The sequence below is a fragment of the Paraburkholderia agricolaris genome (assembly GCF_009455635.1).
GTDB classification, from domain to species: domain Bacteria; phylum Pseudomonadota; class Gammaproteobacteria; order Burkholderiales; family Burkholderiaceae; genus Paraburkholderia; species Paraburkholderia agricolaris.
Genome location: NZ_QPER01000001.1, coordinates 3990081 through 4009407, shown reverse-complemented (window position 1 = coordinate 4009407; position 19327 = coordinate 3990081). Strand labels below are relative to the sequence as shown.

13 protein-coding genes are annotated in these 19327 nt (G+C 62.3%); 8 read left to right on the top strand and 5 right to left on the bottom strand.

Going from position 1 to position 19327, the window contains the following annotated elements; translation table 11 throughout:
* Positions 1-56 precede the first annotated feature (56 nt).
* The 3 genes from GH665_RS17550 to GH665_RS17540 all read right to left on the bottom strand — a co-directional run bounded on the left by GH665_RS17550 (position 57) and on the right by GH665_RS17540 (position 3577).
* On the bottom strand, positions 57-1217 hold the full coding sequence (locus tag GH665_RS17550) for an MFS transporter (protein ID WP_153137069.1): 1161 nt from the start codon (positions 1215-1217) through the stop codon (positions 57-59).
* 135 nt (positions 1218-1352) lie between these two features.
* On the bottom strand, positions 1353-2519 hold the full coding sequence (locus GH665_RS17545) for an MFS transporter (protein ID WP_153137067.1): 1167 nt from the start codon (positions 2517-2519) through the stop codon (positions 1353-1355).
* Between the two features lie 233 nt (positions 2520-2752).
* Complete coding sequence (locus GH665_RS17540; RefSeq protein ID WP_153137066.1) at positions 2753-3577, bottom strand: crotonase/enoyl-CoA hydratase family protein; 825 nt, start codon at positions 3575-3577, stop codon at positions 2753-2755.
* A 77-nt stretch (positions 3578-3654) separates the two neighbouring features.
* Here GH665_RS17540 and GH665_RS17535 point away from each other — a divergent pair, with 77 nt between their 5' ends.
* Complete coding sequence (locus tag GH665_RS17535) at positions 3655-4272, top strand: plasmid fertility inhibition factor family protein (protein ID WP_153137064.1); 618 nt, start codon at positions 3655-3657, stop codon at positions 4270-4272.
* Here the strand turns inward: GH665_RS17535 and GH665_RS17530 are convergent.
* Entirely contained in the window at positions 4269-5267 is a 999-nt protein-coding gene (locus GH665_RS17530) for a 2-hydroxyacid dehydrogenase (RefSeq protein WP_106355958.1), read from the bottom strand. The two genes, GH665_RS17535 and GH665_RS17530, sit on opposite strands and share 4 nt — an antisense overlap.
* A 540-nt stretch (positions 5268-5807) precedes the next feature.
* On the opposite strand from GH665_RS17530, the gene aspT (GH665_RS17525) reads away from it, so the two are divergent.
* From aspT (GH665_RS17525) to GH665_RS17510, 4 genes are all read left to right on the top strand, one after another.
* A complete protein-coding gene (gene aspT / locus GH665_RS17525) occupies positions 5808-7490 on the top strand; it encodes an aspartate-alanine antiporter (RefSeq protein WP_153137062.1) in 1683 nt (560 codons plus the stop codon).
* A gap of 118 nt (positions 7491-7608) precedes the next feature.
* Positions 7609-9291, top strand: a complete 1683-nt coding sequence (gene aspT, locus GH665_RS17520; RefSeq protein ID WP_153137061.1) for an aspartate-alanine antiporter — start codon at positions 7609-7611, stop codon at positions 9289-9291.
* A gap of 103 nt (positions 9292-9394) precedes the next feature.
* Positions 9395-11059, top strand: a complete 1665-nt coding sequence (locus GH665_RS17515) for a bifunctional aspartate transaminase/aspartate 4-decarboxylase (RefSeq protein ID WP_153137059.1) — start codon at positions 9395-9397, stop codon at positions 11057-11059.
* A 110-nt stretch (positions 11060-11169) separates the two neighbouring features.
* Positions 11170-12399 carry a pyridoxal-phosphate-dependent aminotransferase family protein gene (locus tag GH665_RS17510; protein ID WP_153137056.1) on the top strand — a complete coding sequence of 410 codons (1230 nt, stop codon included), beginning with the start codon at positions 11170-11172 and terminating at the stop codon, positions 12397-12399.
* 672 nt (positions 12400-13071) lie between these two features.
* Here the strand turns inward: GH665_RS17510 and GH665_RS17505 are convergent.
* Positions 13072-14283 (bottom strand): MFS transporter, encoded by a 1212-nt coding sequence (locus GH665_RS17505; RefSeq protein ID WP_153137054.1) that lies wholly within the window; start codon positions 14281-14283, stop codon positions 13072-13074.
* A gap of 389 nt (positions 14284-14672) precedes the next feature.
* Here GH665_RS17505 and xdhA point away from each other — a divergent pair, with 389 nt between their 5' ends.
* The 3 genes from xdhA to xdhC all read left to right on the top strand — a co-directional run bounded on the left by xdhA (position 14673) and on the right by xdhC (position 19272).
* Positions 14673-16202: a xanthine dehydrogenase small subunit gene (gene xdhA, locus GH665_RS17500; RefSeq protein ID WP_153137052.1), complete on the top strand. Its 1530-nt coding sequence runs from the start codon at positions 14673-14675 to the stop codon at positions 16200-16202.
* Positions 16203-16231: 29 nt separating this feature from the next.
* Entirely contained in the window at positions 16232-18598 is a 2367-nt protein-coding gene (gene xdhB, locus GH665_RS17495; protein WP_153137050.1) for a xanthine dehydrogenase molybdopterin binding subunit, read from the top strand.
* A gap of 107 nt (positions 18599-18705) precedes the next feature.
* Positions 18706-19272, top strand: a complete 567-nt coding sequence (xdhC, locus tag GH665_RS17490) for a xanthine dehydrogenase accessory protein XdhC (RefSeq protein ID WP_153137049.1) — start codon at positions 18706-18708, stop codon at positions 19270-19272.
* The last annotated feature ends 55 nt before the right edge of the window (positions 19273-19327 follow it).

The window sequence follows — 19327 nt, the reverse complement described above, 5'->3', positions numbered from 1 at the left end:
GGCGCCGGCATGGGCAACAGCGCATCCGCATTGGCATCAGCACCGCAGCCGCACCGTCAGCCGATCGCTCCCGCTGGCGCGCGCCGCCTTTCCCACCAGGTCGCAACGAGAAACGCAAGTGCGGCGGCAAGCAGCACGCCGACCATCGCATCATTGCCGACCCCCTTCATCAATGCGCCGGCCACCAGCGGCCCACCGAAACTGGCGGCGCTCCATGACGCGCCCATCAGTGAACTCGCCGACACCAGCGCGACGCCGCGGAAACGCTCGCCGCACGCAACCAGCGACAGCGTATAGACCGCGCCAGCCGCCGCGCCGAGCACATACAAGAGAGGCCAGCACAGCCACGGCGACTGAATCGCCCAGGGCAGCAACGGCAGCAGCACCACGACGATCACGCCGCAGCCGATATGCACGCGTTCGCGGCCAAGCCGGTCGGCGAGCCAGCCGATCGGATACTGCAGCGTCGTGTCGCCGAGCAGCAGGGCCGAGGCGAACAGCACGGCCACTTCGCTCGTGATGCCATGCGACATGGCGAAGAGCGGCAGCAGCGACAGCGCGATCGTGTCGAACAGCGCGAAGAAGCCTGTACCGATCACGAGCGCCGGCATCTGCGGCAGCACATGGCGCCAACTGCCGTGCGCTGCGTGTTCATCCCCGGACGCGTGCGGTGTTTTGCGGATACTCGCGAGCGTCGGCAAAGCCAGCAGGAAGATCGCGCCGCAAATCAGGAAACGCCCGTGCATGAAATCGGCGATCTGGCTCACCAGGACCGGGCCCGACATCTGGAATAGCGTAAAGGTGGTCGCGTAGATCGCGATGACCCGGCCGCGGGTGGCGTCGTCGGCGAGCTGGTTGACCCATGCTTCGCTGATCGTGAAGAGCAGCATCAGCGCCGCGCCGCAGAGTACACGCAACACCGCCCATAACCATAGGTTCGAGGTGAATTGCATCAGCGCGGTGGCGAGCGCGACGGTCGACACCGCGCCGACGATTACCTGGCGGCCGCCAAAGCGCGCCGCGACCCAACCGGCCAGCGGCACGACGATCAGACCACCGCCGGCTTGCGCGGCGGTCAGGAGCCCGACCACGTCGGTGCCATAGCCTGCCTGCGTCAGCGCGAGGGCGGTGAGCGGAAGCGTGGCGCCGCTGCCGAGTCCGACGACGGCGACGCTCAGGATCAGTGCGAGGAAATCGCGTGTGAAGATGACTTTCATCGGCCGAGATGCTACTACGGCCTCGAGTCATTCGTCATTTGCACCTTCGTGCGGAGTGGGTAAGAACGGCAGTTAGCGCGTACCAGGAACGCGCTTCGCCGCTAGCTTGTCGCGGCGCCGTCAATCAACCGCCAATCAGCCGGCTACCGCCATCCGTTGCGCGCGCCGGTCGATCGACACCGACCACAACGTCAGTGCCAATGCGCCGATCGAGGTCGCCACGCCGACCCACGGCAGCGTGGTAAGCGGCGCGCCCGCGCCGATCGCCATGCCGCCGAGCCACGCGCCGGTTGCATTGCCGAGGTTGAACGCGCCTTGATTGAGAGTCGATGCCAGATTCGGCGCATGGCTTGCGCGGTCGACGATCAGCATTTGCAGCGGCGGCACGATCGCGAAAGCCAGAACACCCCACACGAAGATCGTGAGCATGGCCGGAATCTGCGCATGCATCGTGCCGGCGAAAATGGTCAGGATCACGACGATTGCCAGCAGAAACGCGACCAGTGAAGGCATCAGCCGCCAGTCCGCGAGCTTGCCGCCGAGCGTGCTGCCCACCGTCAAGCCGAGGCCGAACAGCAACAGCACGAAGGTGACCGCGTGTGGCGTGAAACCGCTCACGTCTTCGAGAATCGGCGTGATGTAGGTGAAGGTGGAAAACAGGCTGGCCGACGCGAGCACGCTGATGCCGAGCACCATCAGCACTTGCGGGTTTTTCAGCACGCTGAATTCGCGCACAAGGCTTGCCTTCTGCATCTCGATTCTGGCCGGCAGGCAAACCGCGAGCGCCAGCGCGGCAAGAATACCGATACCGGTGACCGCCCAGAAGGTCGCGCGCCAGCCCACCGCCTGACCGAGCGCGGTGCCGAGCGGCACGCCGAGCACATTGGCGAGCGTCAAGCCGGTGAACATCAGCGCGATGGCTTGCGCGCGGCGGTTCGGCGCGACCAGACCGGCCGCGACCACCGAACCGATGCCGAAGAACGCGCCGTGGCAGAACGCCGTGACGATGCGCGCGGCCATTAGCACCGCGTAGCCCGGTGCGATCGCGCACAGCAGATTGCCGACGATAAAGACCCCGATCAGGCTCATCAACGCTTTCTTGCGCGGCATATTGGCCACGGCGATCGCGACAATCGGTGCGCCGATGGTGACGCCGAGCGCATAGGCCGACACCAGCATGCCGGCGGCGGGAATCGATACGGACAGGTCGCGGGCAACATCGGGCAGCAGCCCCATGATCACGAATTCAGTGGTACCGATTCCAAAGGCGGCAACGGCAAGGGCGAGCAGGGGTAAAGGCATGGGTGACGGAGCGTGAATCAGCGCGACGGGAAGCGCCGCGCGGCAGGCGCGCATTTTTCGGGGCGAGAACGCATGCGCCATGCAAGGGGAAAACAGTAGGGGATTCTACCTAAGTCAAAACAGCCTTGCTTAGCGTCAAGCCAGCTGTTGTTTTTTTCTGAAAGCTGGCTTCGAGCGCGGATTTGAAATGCGCTTGGCACGCGTTTGAGATGCGGCAGCGAAGTAACGCAGTTTTATGGTGCGCTTTCGTCTGATTTGAAGGTGTTGCCATGACGGCCGGCACCTTCGGCGAAACGTGCGGCGCCCGCGACGCCTTCTTCGAATACGGCCTGATAGCCGCCGGCGCCTTCGCGTTGCAGCGCGAGGGCGAGATCCTCGAGCGTGCTGTTTTCCAGCGCGGAGCGGCGGTCCGCCAGCAGCGCCGCCTGCGGAAAGGCCGCCAGTTCAGCGGCCAGTTGTTCTGCCGCCGCGCGGGCTTCACCTTTGCGTACGACGCGGTTGGCCAGGCCCAGGCCGAGCGCTTCCTGCGCCTCTACCGCGCGGCCCGTCAAAATCAGATCGAGCGCCCGCGACAGGCCAATCAGACGCGGTAAGCGGATCGTGCCGCCATCGATCAGCGGAATCCCAACGCGCCGGCAGAACACGCCGAGCACGGCATCTTCCTCGACCACGCGCAGATCGCACATCGCGGCCAGTTCGAGGCCGCCGGCGACTGCATAGCCGGCAATCGCGGCGATCACCGGTTTGCTGAAGCTCATGCGCGTCGGGCCCATCGGACCAGGTCCGCTGCCGTCGGCGTGCAGTTCATTGCGGCGGCTCTCGTCGGCGAGCGCGGTGAGATCCGCGCCCGCGCAGAAGGTGCCGCCCGCGCCAAACAGCACGGCCGCGCGCCATGCCGGTTCCACTTCGAAACGAACGAACGCTGCACTGAGCGCTTCCGCCGTAGGCCGGTCGACGGCATTGCGCCGCGCGGGCCGTTGGAGCACGATGGTGGCGACGCCGGTGTCTTCGTTGGCTTCGATGCGCACGTGCTCATTCAAATGTTGCGTCGTTATCATCGTTGTCTCCGTTGAGGGTGGTGGCCCGGCCGCTGATCCAGTGTGCTCATGCGCTGCGATTAATCCCGGTGGTTGTCATGCGTCTTTCACAATCGGCTCGTAGCGTTAGCGCTCTTTTAACGCGCTGGCGGATTTCAGCTAGCTTTTCGAGCTTGCCTTTGTCCTTGTCCAATTCATCACCCGAAGCTGTACCGGCTTGTGCCGAGACGGTCTGGACCGTACCCCTCCATGACCATCAATGGTACGACCATGTGCGCCTGAAACGCGTCTTCGTGACTGACGGCACGCGCCATCAAGTGGTCATGGTCGATGCACGCAAGCTGTTGGAGTGCGCGGATCGCGACAACACCGATTACGTGCTGAAGCCGGTTGCCGAATGGCATGCGGGCAAGGTGCGCGGGATTCGCGAGTTTCTCGATCCGGACAACCCGCGTATTCCGCAGATGCCGTATGTGACGATCTCGACGCGTCGCGCGCCGGGTTTGCTGGGCTGGTTCGGTCTCGAGCGCGAAGGCGTGGTGGCGTTTCGCAATGGGCAGCATCGCGCGCGCTATCTGGCCGATGCGGGTGCGCGCTGGTTTCCGGTGGAAGTGCACGAGCGCGAGGCGGCCTTGCTGCGCGACATGTGCGGCGCAGCGGACGACGCCCGCACGGCGATTCGCCCGACTACGGTAGATGGCGGCGGCACTCCTTAACTTCGTGCCTGCACGACATTGCGCGGTGTACCGGCCTGCCATGCCGCGACGTTCTCGAGCGTGGTCTGCGCGATCTCGTTCATCGCCTCGCGCGTGAAGAACGCCTGGTGCGCGGTGACGATCACGTTCGGGAACATCAACAGGCGTGCCAGCACGTCGTCCTGCAGGGGCAGGTTCGAGTGGTCTTCGAAAAAGAGGCCGCCTTCTTCCTCGTACACGTCGAGCCCCAGATGGCCGAGCTGGCCATCTTTCAGCGCGCCGATCAGCGCATTGCTTTCGACCAGGCCGCCGCGCCCGGTATTGATCAGCATCGCGCCGCGCTTCATCTTTGCCAACGCGGGCCCGTCGATCAGATGGTACGTGTCGGGCACCAGCGGACAATGCAGGCTGACCACGTCGCTTTCAGCCAGCAGCGTGTCGAGCGGCACGTAGCGCGCGCCGAGCGCGAGCAGATCCTCGGCCGGCGTGCCGGGGTCATGGGCCAGTACCTGCATGCCGAAGCCCGCCATGATGCGGCCAAATACGCGGCCGATCATGCCGGTGCCGATCACACCCGCGGTCTTGCCGTGCAGATCGAAGCCGAGCAGCCCATGTAGCGAGAAATCGCCTTCACGGGTGCGCGCGACCGCACGCGGCAAGCGCCGGTTCAACGCGAGAATCAGGCCGACCGCATGTTCGGCGACCGCGTGCGGCGAGTAGGCCGGCACCCGGGCAACCGTTATGCCGAGACGCTCGGCAGCGGCCAGGTCGACGTGATTGAAGCCCGCCGAGCGCAGCGCGATCATGCGCGTGCCGCCGGCATGGAGATGTTCCAGGACGGCGGCGTCGACGTTGTCGTTGACGAATGGGCAGACCACTTCATAGCCCTGCGCGAGGATCGCGGTTTCGACGTCGAGGTGCGATTCCTGGAAGTGCAGTTCATAGCGATGCGTACCGTTGGCCTCGGCGAACGTGTCGCTGTCGTATTGGCGGCTGCTGAACAGAATCATGCGCATGAATGGCTCCGAAGAAAGCGTGCCGGCGCGGCAAATGGACTCACTGCGTGGCAGGCGGGCAGGACAGTATATCGACCCTATAGCGTAATGGACGCCGCTTGCATGCGCAGTCCGCAATACATTTCGAATTTACTAAAGATCATCTTTTGCGAAGCAAAAGCGGTCGCAATCGAAAATCATATTGACAGCGATGCCGAACTACAATATTTATTAAAAAAGCAATCCCAAAAAAGCATGAAGATATCGTGCTGAAAATTGGCCATCCGTAGACTATGTTTCTTTCTGGGCATCAGGCGAACTTCGCGAGGAAAGCGTGACTGTCGAGCTTGCTATAAAGCGTTCCGCTACTGTCATTGCATTGCGGCATATCTATTTTGACGCCCAGAGCGTCATGCCATTGCCATAAATTTTCCATTTGGTGGAATCCGGTTATGCCGGATGCGTTATTTCGGGTCGTGAAGGCCTGGATCGAATTCGCTTCAAATGCCAGAGAGAGATTCTTCAACTTTCTGCTAATAAACCGTAAATCGGCGAGCCAACATGATCGGTGAATTGCTGAGATCTCAACCGGAGATCGCGCTGTTCGCAAGTCTTGCAATCGGGTACTTCATCGGGTCGTTTCGCGTGGGGCCAATCCAGCTCGGGGGCGTGTGCGGCACCTTGATCGTGGCCTTGCTGCTGGGTCAGACAGGGGCACGGCTTGCGCCCGATCTGAAGAACATCGCTTTCGCGCTGTTCATCTTCGCGCTGGGTTTCACCGGTGGCCCGCAGTTCTTTGCCAATATCGGCCGGGGGTGGCGTTACGGCTTGCTGTCGGTGGTCGAGATCGTGTCGGTGCTGGTGCTGATCATGATCGCCGTCTTCGTCATGCGGCTCGACGCCGGCACGGCGGCCGGCTTGCTGGCCGGCGCCGCGACGGAATCGGCGGTGATCGGCACTGCTTCGGAGGCGATCGCCAAGCTCGGCCTCGGCGACACGGAGACCTTGCGCTTGCAGGCCAACATCGTGACCGCGTACAGCGTGAGCTACCTGTTCGGCCTGATCACCATCGTCCTGTTCACCAGCCAGTTCGCGCCGCTGCTGCTGCGCGTCAATTTGCGCGAAGAAGCCGAGCGCGTGTGGCACAAGCTCGGCGGTGACGGCGCCTTCGGCGAGGGGCAGCGGGCCGCGGCGCCGGCCCTGGTCGGTCGTGCGTTCCGGGTGGGTGCGGCGGCGGGCGGCACGATCCATGCGTTTGAACAGACGTACGGCTTCAACCTCACCGTCGAGCGGGTCCGGCGCGATGGCGCCGACGTGCCGGCCGAGCCGCACCTGGTGCTGGCAGCCGACGACGTGATTCTGGTGGCCGGGCGGCGCGAAGCGATCGTGACCGCGGCCGCCGGCCTCGGCGAAGAAGTGGCGGACGCCGGCTTCGGCCAACTCATTGCGGAGAAGCTCGACGTCGTGCTGACGCGCCGCGAGGCGGAGGGTCTGACGGTCGCGCAGGTGCGCGAACGGGCGAAGCCGGAAGAGGGCCGCGGCGTTTATATCGCGGCCGTCACGCGGCTCGAAACTACGGTGCCCGCGCTGCCCGGCACTGAACTCAATCGCGGCGATGTGCTGACGCTGGTGGGCGCGAAGGCCGACGTCGAGCGCGGCGCGCGGCATCTGGGCTACGTGCTCCCCGCGACCCAGAAAACCGACTTCGTTTATCTGGGCCTCGGCGTGCTGCTCGGCATGGCGATCGGTCATCTTGGCGGGCGTATCGGCGGTGTGTCGATCGCGCTCGGCACAGGCGGCGGCTGCCTGCTCTCAGGGCTGCTGTTCGGCTGGATCCGTTCGCGCCATCCGTTAATCGGCTCGTTGCCTTCCGCTGCCGCACAAATTCTCAAGGACTTCGGGCTTGCCACATTCATTGCCGCCGTCGGACTGTCGGCCGGCCCCGACGCCATCAAGCTGGTGCGCGAATACGGTCTGGCGTTGCCGGTCGCCGGCATTCTGATGGTGCTCGTGCCCGGTCTGCTGTCGCTGTGGATCGGCCGCGTGTTCCTCAAGCTCGAAACGCCCATGCTGCTCGGCGCCATTGCCGGTCAGCAATGCAGCACGCCGGCGATCAGCGCGCTGGTCGGCGTGACCGGTAATTCGACGCCCGTGATCGGCTACACGATCACCTATGCACTCTCGAACATTCTGTTGCCGTTGATGGGGCCGATCGTGGTCGGCCTTGCCGGGAAGTTCGGCTAAACGGGCAGATGGATTGCGCGCGGCGTGGCGCGCAGTCGACCGCATGCGGATGCCGTGAGGTCCGTTTGCACATGCAGTACCCAGTACTCAGTATCGCAAACTATCCAGCGAGGGCACGATGGACTGGCTACATCACATTTTTCAGAAATCACCCGAGATTGCGCTGTTTTTGTCGCTTGCAGCGGGTTACTTCATCGGGCAGATCAACTTCGGCAAATTCCAGCTAGGCGGCGTGGGCGGTTCATTGCTGGCCGCGGTCGTGATCAGTCAGGCCGGTGTGACGATCGACAACGGCGTGAAATCGGTGATGTTCGCCGTATTCATTTACGCGGTCGGTTACGACTCCGGGCCGGGCTTCTTCAACTCCCTGAACCGCAAGACGCTGCGTGAGATCGCGATGGCGGTGTTTCTCGCCGTCTCCGCGCTAGTCACCGTAGTGGTGTGCGCGAAGCTGTTCCATCTGAACAAGGGCCTCGCCGCGGGGCTCGCGGGTGGTGCGCTGACGCAGTCGGCGATTATCGGCACGGCCGGCGACGCGATCGCGCGTCTCGGTCTGCCCGCCGATCAGGTCAAGTCGCTGCAATCGGACGTGGCCATTGCGTACGCCGTGACCTACGTGTTCGGCTCGCTCGGCGCGATCATCGTCTGCGTGAACATCCTGCCGAAGTTTATGGGGCAAGGCTTGCGCGAGGCGTCGATCGAAGCGGAGCGTGAACTGTCCGCAGGTACGCCGTCCCTCAGCGCGGGGCAAATTAGTGCGTTACCCGAACTGGTGGGGCGTGCGTACCGGATCGATGTCAGTGCGGGGAAAACGGTCAAGGCCGTCGAGACCCTGCATCAGGACCTGTTGACAGTCGAGCGAATCAAGCGTGACGGCAAGAACCTGGATCCGACGCCCGACCTGACCTTGCAACTCAACGACGAAGTGCTGGTGGTGGGGCGTCGCGAGGCGGTGGTCGCCTTTGGTGCGAACGGCAACGAGATCGCCAATGTCGACGACAGTGGCGTCGTGATGCAGACGCGCCAGGGCGTGTTCACGCGCAAAGGCATGAATCACACGACGATCGCCGCCGCACGTGAGGTCGTGGACCGCGACTTGCGCCATGGTGTCTTTATCCAGAGCGCTTCGCGTGCCGGCCAGCCGCTGCCGATCCTGCCTGAAACCAAGCTTGAACACGGTGACGTGATCACCTTTTACGGTTCGCCGAAAGACACCAAGCGCGCCGTCGATGCAGCCGGCTATGAGCTGCCGTACAGCAACAAGACCGACTTCATCTATATGGGCGTCGGCCTTGTGCTCGGTCTGCTGATCGGGCTGATCGTCGTCAACGTGGCCGGGATTCCGCTCACGCTAGGCTCGGGCGGCGGCTGTCTACTGGCTGGTCTACTGTTCGGCTGGATGCGCGGCAAACATCCGATGTACGGCGCGATGCCGACGGCGGCTTCGCAGTTGCTGAAGGACTTTGGTCTCGCGGCGTTCGTTGCGGTGGTCGGTTTGAACTCCGGCTTGCAGGCGGTCGTAACGGTCAAGCAGAGCGGCATGACGATTTTCCTGCTCGGCGTGTTCGTCACCTTGTTCCCGCTGCTTCTGACGATGCTGTTCGGCCGCTATGTACTTGGCTACAAGAACGCAGCGATTCTGGCCGGTGCACTTTCGGGTTCGCGCAGCGCCAATCCAGCGTTCGGCGGCGTGCTCGACAAGGCGGAAAGTGCCGTGCCGACGGTGCCGTTCGCGATCACCTATGCAATTGCGAACGTCGCGTTGACGTTGCTCGGGCCGCTCGTGGTCGGGCTGGTTTAACCCGGTTTAGCGCAAGCATTTATCGATCTCTCTAACGCCGGTCTCAACTGAAAGTTTCACACGCGAGGCCGGCGTCATTCACTTGCACATTGGAGAACGCATCATGGCAAAAGAGAAAGGCGGCAAGAAACAAGGCGACATGGCTCAAGCCGGTCTCGCGGCGCTCAGTCCGTTCGAACTCAAGGACGAACTGATCAAGGCCGCCGGCGGCGGTGCGGTAGAGCGTGCCGCCAACGCGTCGATGCTCAACGCCGGCCGCGGCAACCCGAACTTCCTCGCGACGATTCCGCGCCACGGCTTCTGGCAGCTTGGTCTTTTCGCGATGCGCGAGTCGGAGCGTTCGTTTGCGTACATGCCGGAAGGCGTGGGCGGTTTTCCTCGTCGCGAAGGGCTCACGGAGCGCTTCGATCTGTTCCTGCGCGAAAACAAGGGCGTGCCCGGCATCGACTTTTTGCGCGGCGCGGTGTCGTATGTGCGCGATCAGCTCGGACTCTCCGCGGGCGACTTTCTTTACGAAATGTGCGAGGGCATTCTCGCGTCGAACTATCCGGTGCCGGACCGGATGCTCAAGTTGTCCGAACTGATCGTCGGGCAGTATCTGCGCAAGGAGATGATCGGCAACCATCCATTTGTCGGCGAATTCGACGTGTTCGCCGTGGAAGGCGGCACGGCGGCGATGACGTACATCTTCAACACGATGCGCGAGAATCATCTGATCAAGCCGGGTGACACGATCGCGCTCGGCTTGCCGATCTTCACGCCGTACATCGAAATTCCACGTCTCAACGACTATCAGCTCAACGTCGTGAATCTCGAGGCGGATGTTGCCAACGGCTGGCAGTATTCGAAGAAGGAACTCGACAAGCTGCGCGATCCGAAGGTGAAGGCGTTCTTCCTTGTGAACCCGAGCAATCCGCCTTCTGTGAAGATCGACGACGAGAGCCTTCAATACATCGCCGACATCGTCAAGGAACGCCCCGATCTGATTCTATTGACCGACGATGTGTACGGCACCTTCGCCGACGATTTCGTCTCGCTGTTCGCGCTCGCGCCGAAGAACACGATTCTTGTGTACTCGTACTCGAAGTATTTCGGCGCAACCGGCTGGCGTCTCGGTGTGATCGCGACGCATCGCGACAACGTACTCGACAAACTGATCGGCGAGTTGCCGAAAGAAGCGAAGAAGCAGCTGCACGAGCGTTATGAATCGATCACGACTGAACCGGACAAGCTCAAGTTCATCGATCGCCTCGTAGCCGATAGCCGCACTGTCGCGCTGAATCACACCGCGGGTTTGTCGACGCCGCAGCAGGTGCAGATGGTGTTGTTCTCGCTGTTCTCGCTGATGGACACGCCGGATGCGTACAAGAACGCGTTGAAGCGTTTGATCCGCAAGCGCAAGCAGGCGCTGTACGAAGAGGTTGGTATTTCGTTCGAGGACAGCGATCCGAATCAGGTCGATTACTACACGATTCTCGACATCGAGTTCCTCGGTGAGCGCATGTTCGGTCGCGAGTTTGTCGAGTGGCTGCTGAAGAACACCGAGCCGTCGGAGTTGCTGTTCCGCCTCGCGCGGGAGGCGCGTGTGGTGCTGTTGCCGGGACGCGGCTTCGGTACGCAGCATCCGTCGGGACGGGTGTCGCTCGCGAATCTGAACGAGTCGGACTACCGGCAGATCGGCCGCGCGATGCGCAAGCTGATCGAGGAGTATGTCGAGCGGTATAACGCGGCAACCGGCAAGAAGCTCGATAAGACCAAAGTGAAGTAAAAAAACTTGCGCAATCGCGCGGATCGGTGAATGATCGGACGAACGGCCCCGCCAGTGTCACTGCTGGCGGGGCCGCTTGTTCCTTGTGCCCTGACATTCACGTACCGATCATGCCGACATCATTGCCCTCTACCGAACCCGTTTCACATCTTGTGCCCTGTCCGGTTGTCGAATCGCTCGACGCCATTCTTCCCGAAGAGCCGTTGTTGATGATGGGCGCCGGTCCCGTGCCGATTCCCGCGGCGGTCGCGAAGGCCAATACGGTAGTGATCAATCACCTGGGCAGCACGATGGTGAAGGTGATTGGCCAGGTGAAGACCATGGCGCGCTACGTCTTCCAGACGAATTCAAAGTGGGTGCTGGGGGTCGCAGGGCCGGGTTCAGCCGCGATGGAAATGGCGATCTCCAACCTTGCGTGGGAAGGCACGCGCGTGCTGAGCATCAAGAACGGTTTCTTCAGCGAGCGGATGGCGGAGATGGGCCGGCGAGTCGGCGCGCACGTTGTCACGCTCGACGTCGAGGACGGCACGGTGGCGAGCCTCGACGCGGTTGCCGAGGCGATCCGCCGCGAGCGGCCTGAGATTGTCACGGTGGTGCAGGGCGAGACGTCCAATACCGTGTGGAACCATCATTTGAAGGACATTGCGGCGCTCGCAAAAGCGGCCGGCGCGCTGGTCATTGTCGACGCGGTGTGCACGCTGAGCACGATGCCGCTGGAGATGGACGCATGGGGTATCGATGCGGTGATTACGGGCGGGCAGAAGGGGTTGTCTTCGATCCCGGGTGTCTCGCTGATCGCGTTTTCGGATGAGGCATGGGCACGGGTGAAGGGTCGTACGGCGGCGAATGCGCATTGGTGTCTTGACGCTTCGCTGGCGGAGAATTTCTGGCATAACGCGGGGTATCACTATACGGCGCCGGTTTCCGGCGTGCTTGCCTTGCATGAGGCGCTGCGTCTCGTTTGCGCTGAGACGCTTGAGAAGCGCTTTGCGCGGCATTTGAAGTGTTCGGTGGCGTTGCAGGCGGGGATTACTGCATTGGGCTTGCAACTGTATGCGCCGGCGCCTTGCCGGTTGAATTCGGTGGTCGGTATTGTTGTGCCGGAGAGGTTGAGTCCCGCTGATATTTGTGGGCACATTTCGCGGCATCATCAGGTGGAAATCTCAGGTTCGTTTGGTTTGCCGATTGTGCGGATTGGGCAGATGGGGGAGCAGTGCCGGGAGCACAACCTGTTTCGCACGTTGCATGCGTTAGGGCGGACGATGGTGGATCTTGGGGTTAAGGTTGAGTTGCCGGCTGGTGTGGCGGCGCTTGAGAGGGGGTTGTCGGAGGGGAAGTAAAGGTTTGGCCTGCTCGGCGGTTTTGTTGTTGATCTGGGTCTTTGGCTTTTCCTTGATTTGTTAGTGGTCTATTAGCGTTGCCCCTGTGCGGGGCGGCACCTACTTTTCTTTGCCTGCCGCAAAGAAAAGTAGGCAAAAGAAAGCGGCTCACCCCGCCAGCTCATAAGTGGGTCCCCCGCACAGCCACGGTAGTGGTGCATCTGGAATCTGTCGCCTCGCACACTCCGCTTCAGTGACAAGGCAGTCATACCTCCGGCGGCGCTGCGCGCGCCGACACCCGGTTCAAAAACCATCAGTTATGCAAAGCGCCGGCCAGGTTTCCCTGGCAGACCCATCCGCGACGCACGCAGTGCGGAGTGGGAGCTGATGAGGGCTTTGTCACTAGCGGGGAGTTTGCGAGAGCACGGATTCCAGATGCACCACTACCGTGGCTGTGCGGGGGACCCGCTTATGAGCTGGCGGGGTGAGCCGCTTTCTTTTGCCTACTTTTCTTTGCGGCAGGCAAAGAAAAGTAGGTGCCGCCCCGCACAGGGGCAACGCTAATAAACCACTAACACAGCAAGGAAAGGCCAAAAGACCAGAAGGGCAACGCCAAAACAAACCACGAACCCAGCCCGGCACCGCCCAAAATCCAGATCAACAACAACCCCGCCGACCAGGCCACCACCCCAATCAAGTCGCCGCAGGCGCATTAGGCGCCCGCGCATTGCGCAAATACATCATAGTCGACAGCACGACAGCCATCGCAGACGCGACCGCCGCAAACAAAAACACCTGCGCATAGCCAAACTCCCCAGCGATATACCCGGCCAACGGCCCGGTAATCCCCAACGAGAGATCGAGAAACACGGAATACGCAGACAAAGCCGCCCCGCGGCTAGCAGGCGGCACAAGCCCAACCGCTTCAACACCAAGAGCCGGAAACACCAAAGCAAACCCAAACCCGGTCAACGCAGCCCCCGCAAGCGCAATATGCGGCTCAGGCGCCAACCACAACATCAACAGCCCAGCACATTCAAACGAAAACGAAGCAATCGCGACGCGAAACCCACCATAGACCTTGATCGTATTGGCAAACAACAGGCGCGCGCCGATAAACAGCGTGCCGAAAACAGTCAGCGACAAAGCCGCATTGGGCCAATGCCGCGCGGCATAAAACAGCGTGATGAACGTCGCAATCGACCCAAAGCCGGCCGAGCCCAGCGCCAACCCAATCCCATGCGGCAACACCCGTGTGAACACGCTCCGGTACGACATCCGCTCGCCATGCACAATCGGCACAGGCGCGATAAGCCGTGCCAGATAAAACCCAAGCGCCGCCAGCAAAATCACCAGAATGCCCAACGCGGCGAACCCGATCGAATGCGCAATCGCAACACCAAGCGGCGCGCCAATCGCGAGCGCGCCGTACGTCGCAATGCCGTTCCACGAAATCACCCGGGCATTGTTGCTCGTGCCCACCCGGCCGATTCCCCATAGAATCGCACCCGTCCCGCACAGACTTTCGCCGAATCCGAGCACCAGACGGCTGCACACCAGCAGCCCGAGGCTCAACACCGGCCAGCGCCCGCACAACACAGCCAGCAGCAACAGAACCCCACTCGCCCCGCAACCCAGCAAGCCTATCGATACCGTCCGCTTCGGCCCCAACGTATCGGCCGAACGGCCGGCAAGTGGCCGCGATGCCAGCGTCGCGAGGTACTGCACGCTAATCGCCGCGCCAGCCAGGATCGCGCTGTACCCGAGGTCGTCATGGACGTAGCCCGGCAGCACCGCGAGCGGAATTCCGATCGTCAGGTAGCAAAGAAACGTGAAAAAGACGACCGGAATGATCTGCATGGTCGTCGAAAATTCGCTGCGAGATGTCGCTGAGTCGGTGGGCATGGGGAAAACGAGACTTGAAAACGGCGGAAAGGCGTGATTTTCCCATGGAACCGATTCCCTTGCAGGGTTTGCTTAATAGTCCCGATACCCCAAAAACGGTGCCAGAGCCATATAGAGGTCCGTTTTCTTCCCATCAAGGCGACCTTTTCATGCGTGACGGATCAGAAGGTCTTGGCTCGTATTGGCAATAATTCCGTTATTTTTGAGAAAATACGGAAAATAAGCCACATCAACATAAGTCAACCGCCCCCTAAACCCATCTCTATATCGTTTCGCGGATATGTCCCGCATGCGATCCCCGCTATGGGTTGTATTTATTGACGGTGATAGTTTTCGAACCATCATCGCAGCACGTCCCCACGGACACAGAACATTGAGAGTAACGAGACATGACTGAGCCGATTCGCTTCTACCACCGCAACGCGATCCGCGAGATCAAGGACGCGCCCGTCACCCGCACCGTCCTGCAGTATCTGCGCGAAGACGCGCATTGCACGGGCACCAAGGAAGGCTGCGCCGAGGGCGACTGCGGCGCGTGCACGGTCGTGATCGGTGAGCGCAACGAGGCGGGCGGCGTCGACTTCAAGGCGGTGAACGCCTGCATCCAGTTCGTACCGACCCTGGACGGCAAAGCGCTGTACACCGTCGAAGACCTGCGTCAGCCTGACGGCTCGCTGCATCCGGTGCAGGAAGCGATGGTCGAGTGCCACGGCTCGCAGTGCGGCTTCTGCACGCCAGGCTTCGTGATGTCGATGTGGTCGCTGTACGAAAAGCACGGCCACGAACATAGCTGCGCGAACAAGACCGTGCCATCGCGCGACGCGATCAGCAACGCGCTGACCGGCAATCTGTGCCGTTGCACCGGCTATCGTCCGATCGTCGACGCAGCCGTGCGCATGTTCGAAGCCCCCGCTCCGAAAGCGCCGGTCAACATCGAAGCATTGTCGAAAACGCTCGCCACGCTCGAGCGCAAGGACACCTTTCACTACCAGCACGCCGGCCAGCAGTTCAATGCGCCGCGCACCGTCGACGCGCTCGCGAAAATCAAGGAAGCCGAACCGGCCGCCCGCATCCTCGCCGGCAGCACGGACATCGGCTTGTGGGTGACCAAGCAGATGCGTGAGTTGGGCAACATCGTCTACGTCGGTCAGATCGCCGAGCTGCAAAAGCTCGAAACCAATGACGACTGGATCGAGATCGGCGCGGGCGTAACCGTCGAGAAGGCGTACGCGGAGATCGCGAAGCAGTATCCGGAACTCTACGAAATGTGGCAACGCTTCGCGTCGCTGCCGATCCGCAACGCCGGCACGCTCGGCGGCAACGTCGCCAACGGCTCGCCGATCGGCGATTCGATGCCTGGCCTGATCGCACTGGGCGCACATGTGATCGTGCGCGGCGGTGAGATCGAACGCGAAATGCCGCTCGAAGATCTGTACCTCGCGTATCAGAAGAAAGACATGGCTGAGCATGAGTTCGTGGTTGGGATCAAGGTGCCGACCCGTACCGGCGCGCGCAAGAACCTGCAGTTCCGCACCTACAAACTGTCGAAGCGTTTCGACTCGGACATCTCGGCCGTGTGCGCCGCGTTCTCCTTCATCGCCGACGGCAATCTGATCCGAGAGCCGCGCATTGCATTCGGCGGCATGGCCGCCACCTCGAAGCGCGCGACGCATGCCGAAGCCGTGCTGCGCGACGCCGAATGGCACGAAGCCACCGCACAGGCCGCGATGCTCGCGCTCGGCAACGACTACGCGCCGCTCAGCGACATGCGCGCGACCAGCAACTACCGCCTCGAAGCGGCGAAGAACACCTTGTACCGCTTCTGGCTCGAAACGCGTCCGAACAATCCGCTGCCCAAGAGTGCGCTGGATGTTCGCGCGGTTGCCGCTGCCTGCGCCCCGGCCGGCGCAAGCGCCTGAGAAGCCACAAGGATACGGAGAACACAAGAATGAATCAGCATGCCGAACCGTTCCTGAAAGACCTTCAGGATCTCGACGACTTTACCCAGGTCCACATCTCGCGTCCGCACGAATCCGCGCATCTGCACGTGAGCGGCCGTGCGACTTACACCGACGACATCCCGACGCTCGCCGGCACGCTGCACGCCGCGCTCGGCCTGTCGCCGAAAGCGCACGCGAAGATCGTCTCGATGTCGCTCGATAAAGTGCGCGCCACGCCCGGCGTGGTCGCGATCTTCACCGCGCAGGATATCCCCGGCGTCAACGACGTCGGCCCGATCATCCACGGCGACGATCCGATTCTCGCCGACGGTGTCGTGCAATACGTCGGTCAGCCGATGTTTATCGTGGTCGCGACCTCGCATGAAACTGCGCGCCTGGCCGCGCGCCGCGCCGAAGTCGTCTACGAAGAACTGCCCGCGATCCTGACCGCGCAACAGGCGCGCGCCGCGAACCAGCACGTCCTGCCGCCGATGAAACTCGCGCGTGGCGACGCTGGGACGAAGATCGCCCGCGCCGTGCGTCGCGAAGCCGGTGAAATGCTGCTGGGCGGCCAGGAACAGTTCTATCTTGAAGGCCAGATTTCGTACGCGGTGCCGAAGGACGACGACGGCATGCATGTCTACTGCTCGACGCAGCACCCGACCGAAATGCAGCACATGGTCGCGCACGCACTGGGCGTGGCATCGCACAACGTGCTGATCGAATGCCGCCGGATGGGCGGCGGTTTCGGCGGCAAGGAATCGCAATCGGGTCTGTTCGCGTGCTGCGCGGCGCTGGCCGCATGGAAGCTGCTGTGCCCGGTCAAGCTGCGTCCGGACCGCGACGACGACATGATGGTGACCGGCAAGCGCCACGATTTCCACTACACGTATGAAGTGGGCTACGACGACAAGGGTGTGATCGACGGCGTGAGCGTCGACATGACCTCGCGTTGCGGTTTCTCCGCCGACCTGTCCGGTCCGGTGATGACGCGCGCGCTGTGCCACTTCGACAACGCGTACTGGCTGTCCGACGTGTCGATCGACGGCTTCTGCGGCAAGACCAACACGCAATCGAATACCGCATTCCGCGGCTTCGGCGGTCCGCAAGGCGCGTTCGCGATCGAGTGCATCATGGACAACGTCGCGCGCTCGGTCGGCGAGGATTCGCTCGACGTGCGCCGCCGCAATCTGTACGGCAAGACCGAGCGCAACCAGACGCCGTATGGTCAGGTAGTCGAAGACAACGTGATTCACGAACTGATCGACGAACTCGAGGCGACCAGCGAATATCGCGCGCGTCGTGCGGCGATCAACGAGTTCAATGCGAACAACGAAGTGCTGAAAAAGGGTCTCGCGCTCACGCCGGTCAAGTTCGGCATCGCGTTCAACGTGACCCACTTCAATCAGGCCGGCGCGCTGGTGCACATCTACACCGACGGTTCGGTGCTGGTGAACCACGGCGGCACCGAAATGGGCCAGGGTTTGAACACCAAGGTTGCGCAGGTCGTCGCGCATGAACTCGGGATCGGCTTCAACCGCATTCGCGTCACAGCGACCGATACGAGCAAGATCGCCAATACGTCGGCGACCGCTGCATCGACCGGTTCGGACCTGAACGGCAAGGCGGCGCAAGATGCCGCGCGCCAGTTGCGCGAACGTCTGTCGGCGTTTGCCGCTGAGCGTTTCGGCGCGGGACAGGTGTCGGCTGCGCAAGTGCGTTTCGTCCACGATCGCGTCGTGGTCGGTGAAGTGATCGTGCCGTTCGAAGAAGTGATCGCGAAGGCCTATGTCGCGCGTATCCAGCTCTGGTCGGACGGCTTCTACGCAACGCCGAAGCTCTATTGGGATCAATCGAAGCTGCAAGGCCGGCCGTTCTACTACTACTCGTACGGCGCGGCCGTGTCGGAAGTGGTGATCGACACGCTGACCGGCGAAATGCGCGTGCTGCGCGCGGACGCTTTGCATGACGTGGGGGCGTCGTTGAACCCGGCACTCGACGTCGGCCAGGTGGAAGGCGCGTTCATCCAGGGCATGGGCTGGCTCACAACCGAAGAACTGTGGTGGAACGCCGGCGGCAAGCTGATGACGCACGCGCCGTCCACCTACAAGATTCCGACTGTCAACGATACGCCGCCCGATTTCCGCGTGCGCCTGTTCAAGAACCGCAACGCGGAGGACAGCATCCATCGCTCGAAGGCGACCGGCGAGCCGCCGCTGCTGCTGCCGTTCTCGGTGTTCTTCGCGGTGCGCGACGCCGTCTCGGCGGTGGGCGACCACAAGGTGAATCCGCCGCTGAACGCGCCTGCGACCAGCGAGGAAATCCTCAAGGCCGTCGGCGCCGTGCGGGCAGCGACGGCGGCGGCGCGGCAGTAAGCGCGTTATGCGCATGGCGTGGCCTTTCGCGGGTCACGCCGTGATCGCAAAGACACTGACCCGCCAACGCAATTGTGCAATCATTGAAACCAACTGGATTGATCGCCATGAACGACTTTTCTTCCGTTCAGATCGGCCGGCGCAGCGCCGTGCAAGCACCGCGTCCGGCGCCGATGCACATCGTGTTGTTCGGCGCGGGGCACGTCGGCCATGCGCTCGTCACGCTGCTCGGCAGCTTGCCGTGCGTCGTCCAGTGGGTCGATGAGCGCGACGAACTGTTCCCTGACGAAACGCCGGCCAACGTACAGGTCGAAGCAACCGACACGCCGGATGCGATCGTCGATACGGCGCCGCCCGGCGCGTATTTTCTCGTGATGACGCATAACCACGCGCTCGATTTCTCGCTCGCCGCCCGCATCATGCGGCGGCGCGATTTCACCTACTTCGGCATGATCGGGTCCAAAACGAAGCGCGTGAAATTCGAACGCCGTTTGCTGGATCGCGGGGTGGATCTGGACCGGCTGGTGGAGATGACGTGCCCGATCGGCGTCGGCGGCATTGTCGATAAAGCACCTGCGGCCATCGCGGTCGCTGTGTGTGCGGAGTTGCTGCAGATCCGCTCGCGCGAGGCGTTGGCGCAGGCAGTGACACAGAAACTCTGCGCGAGCGTGTGAACGGCTAGAGCAAGACGCCTGGCGCCAGGCGTTCAACGTAGGTTCAAACCAGAAC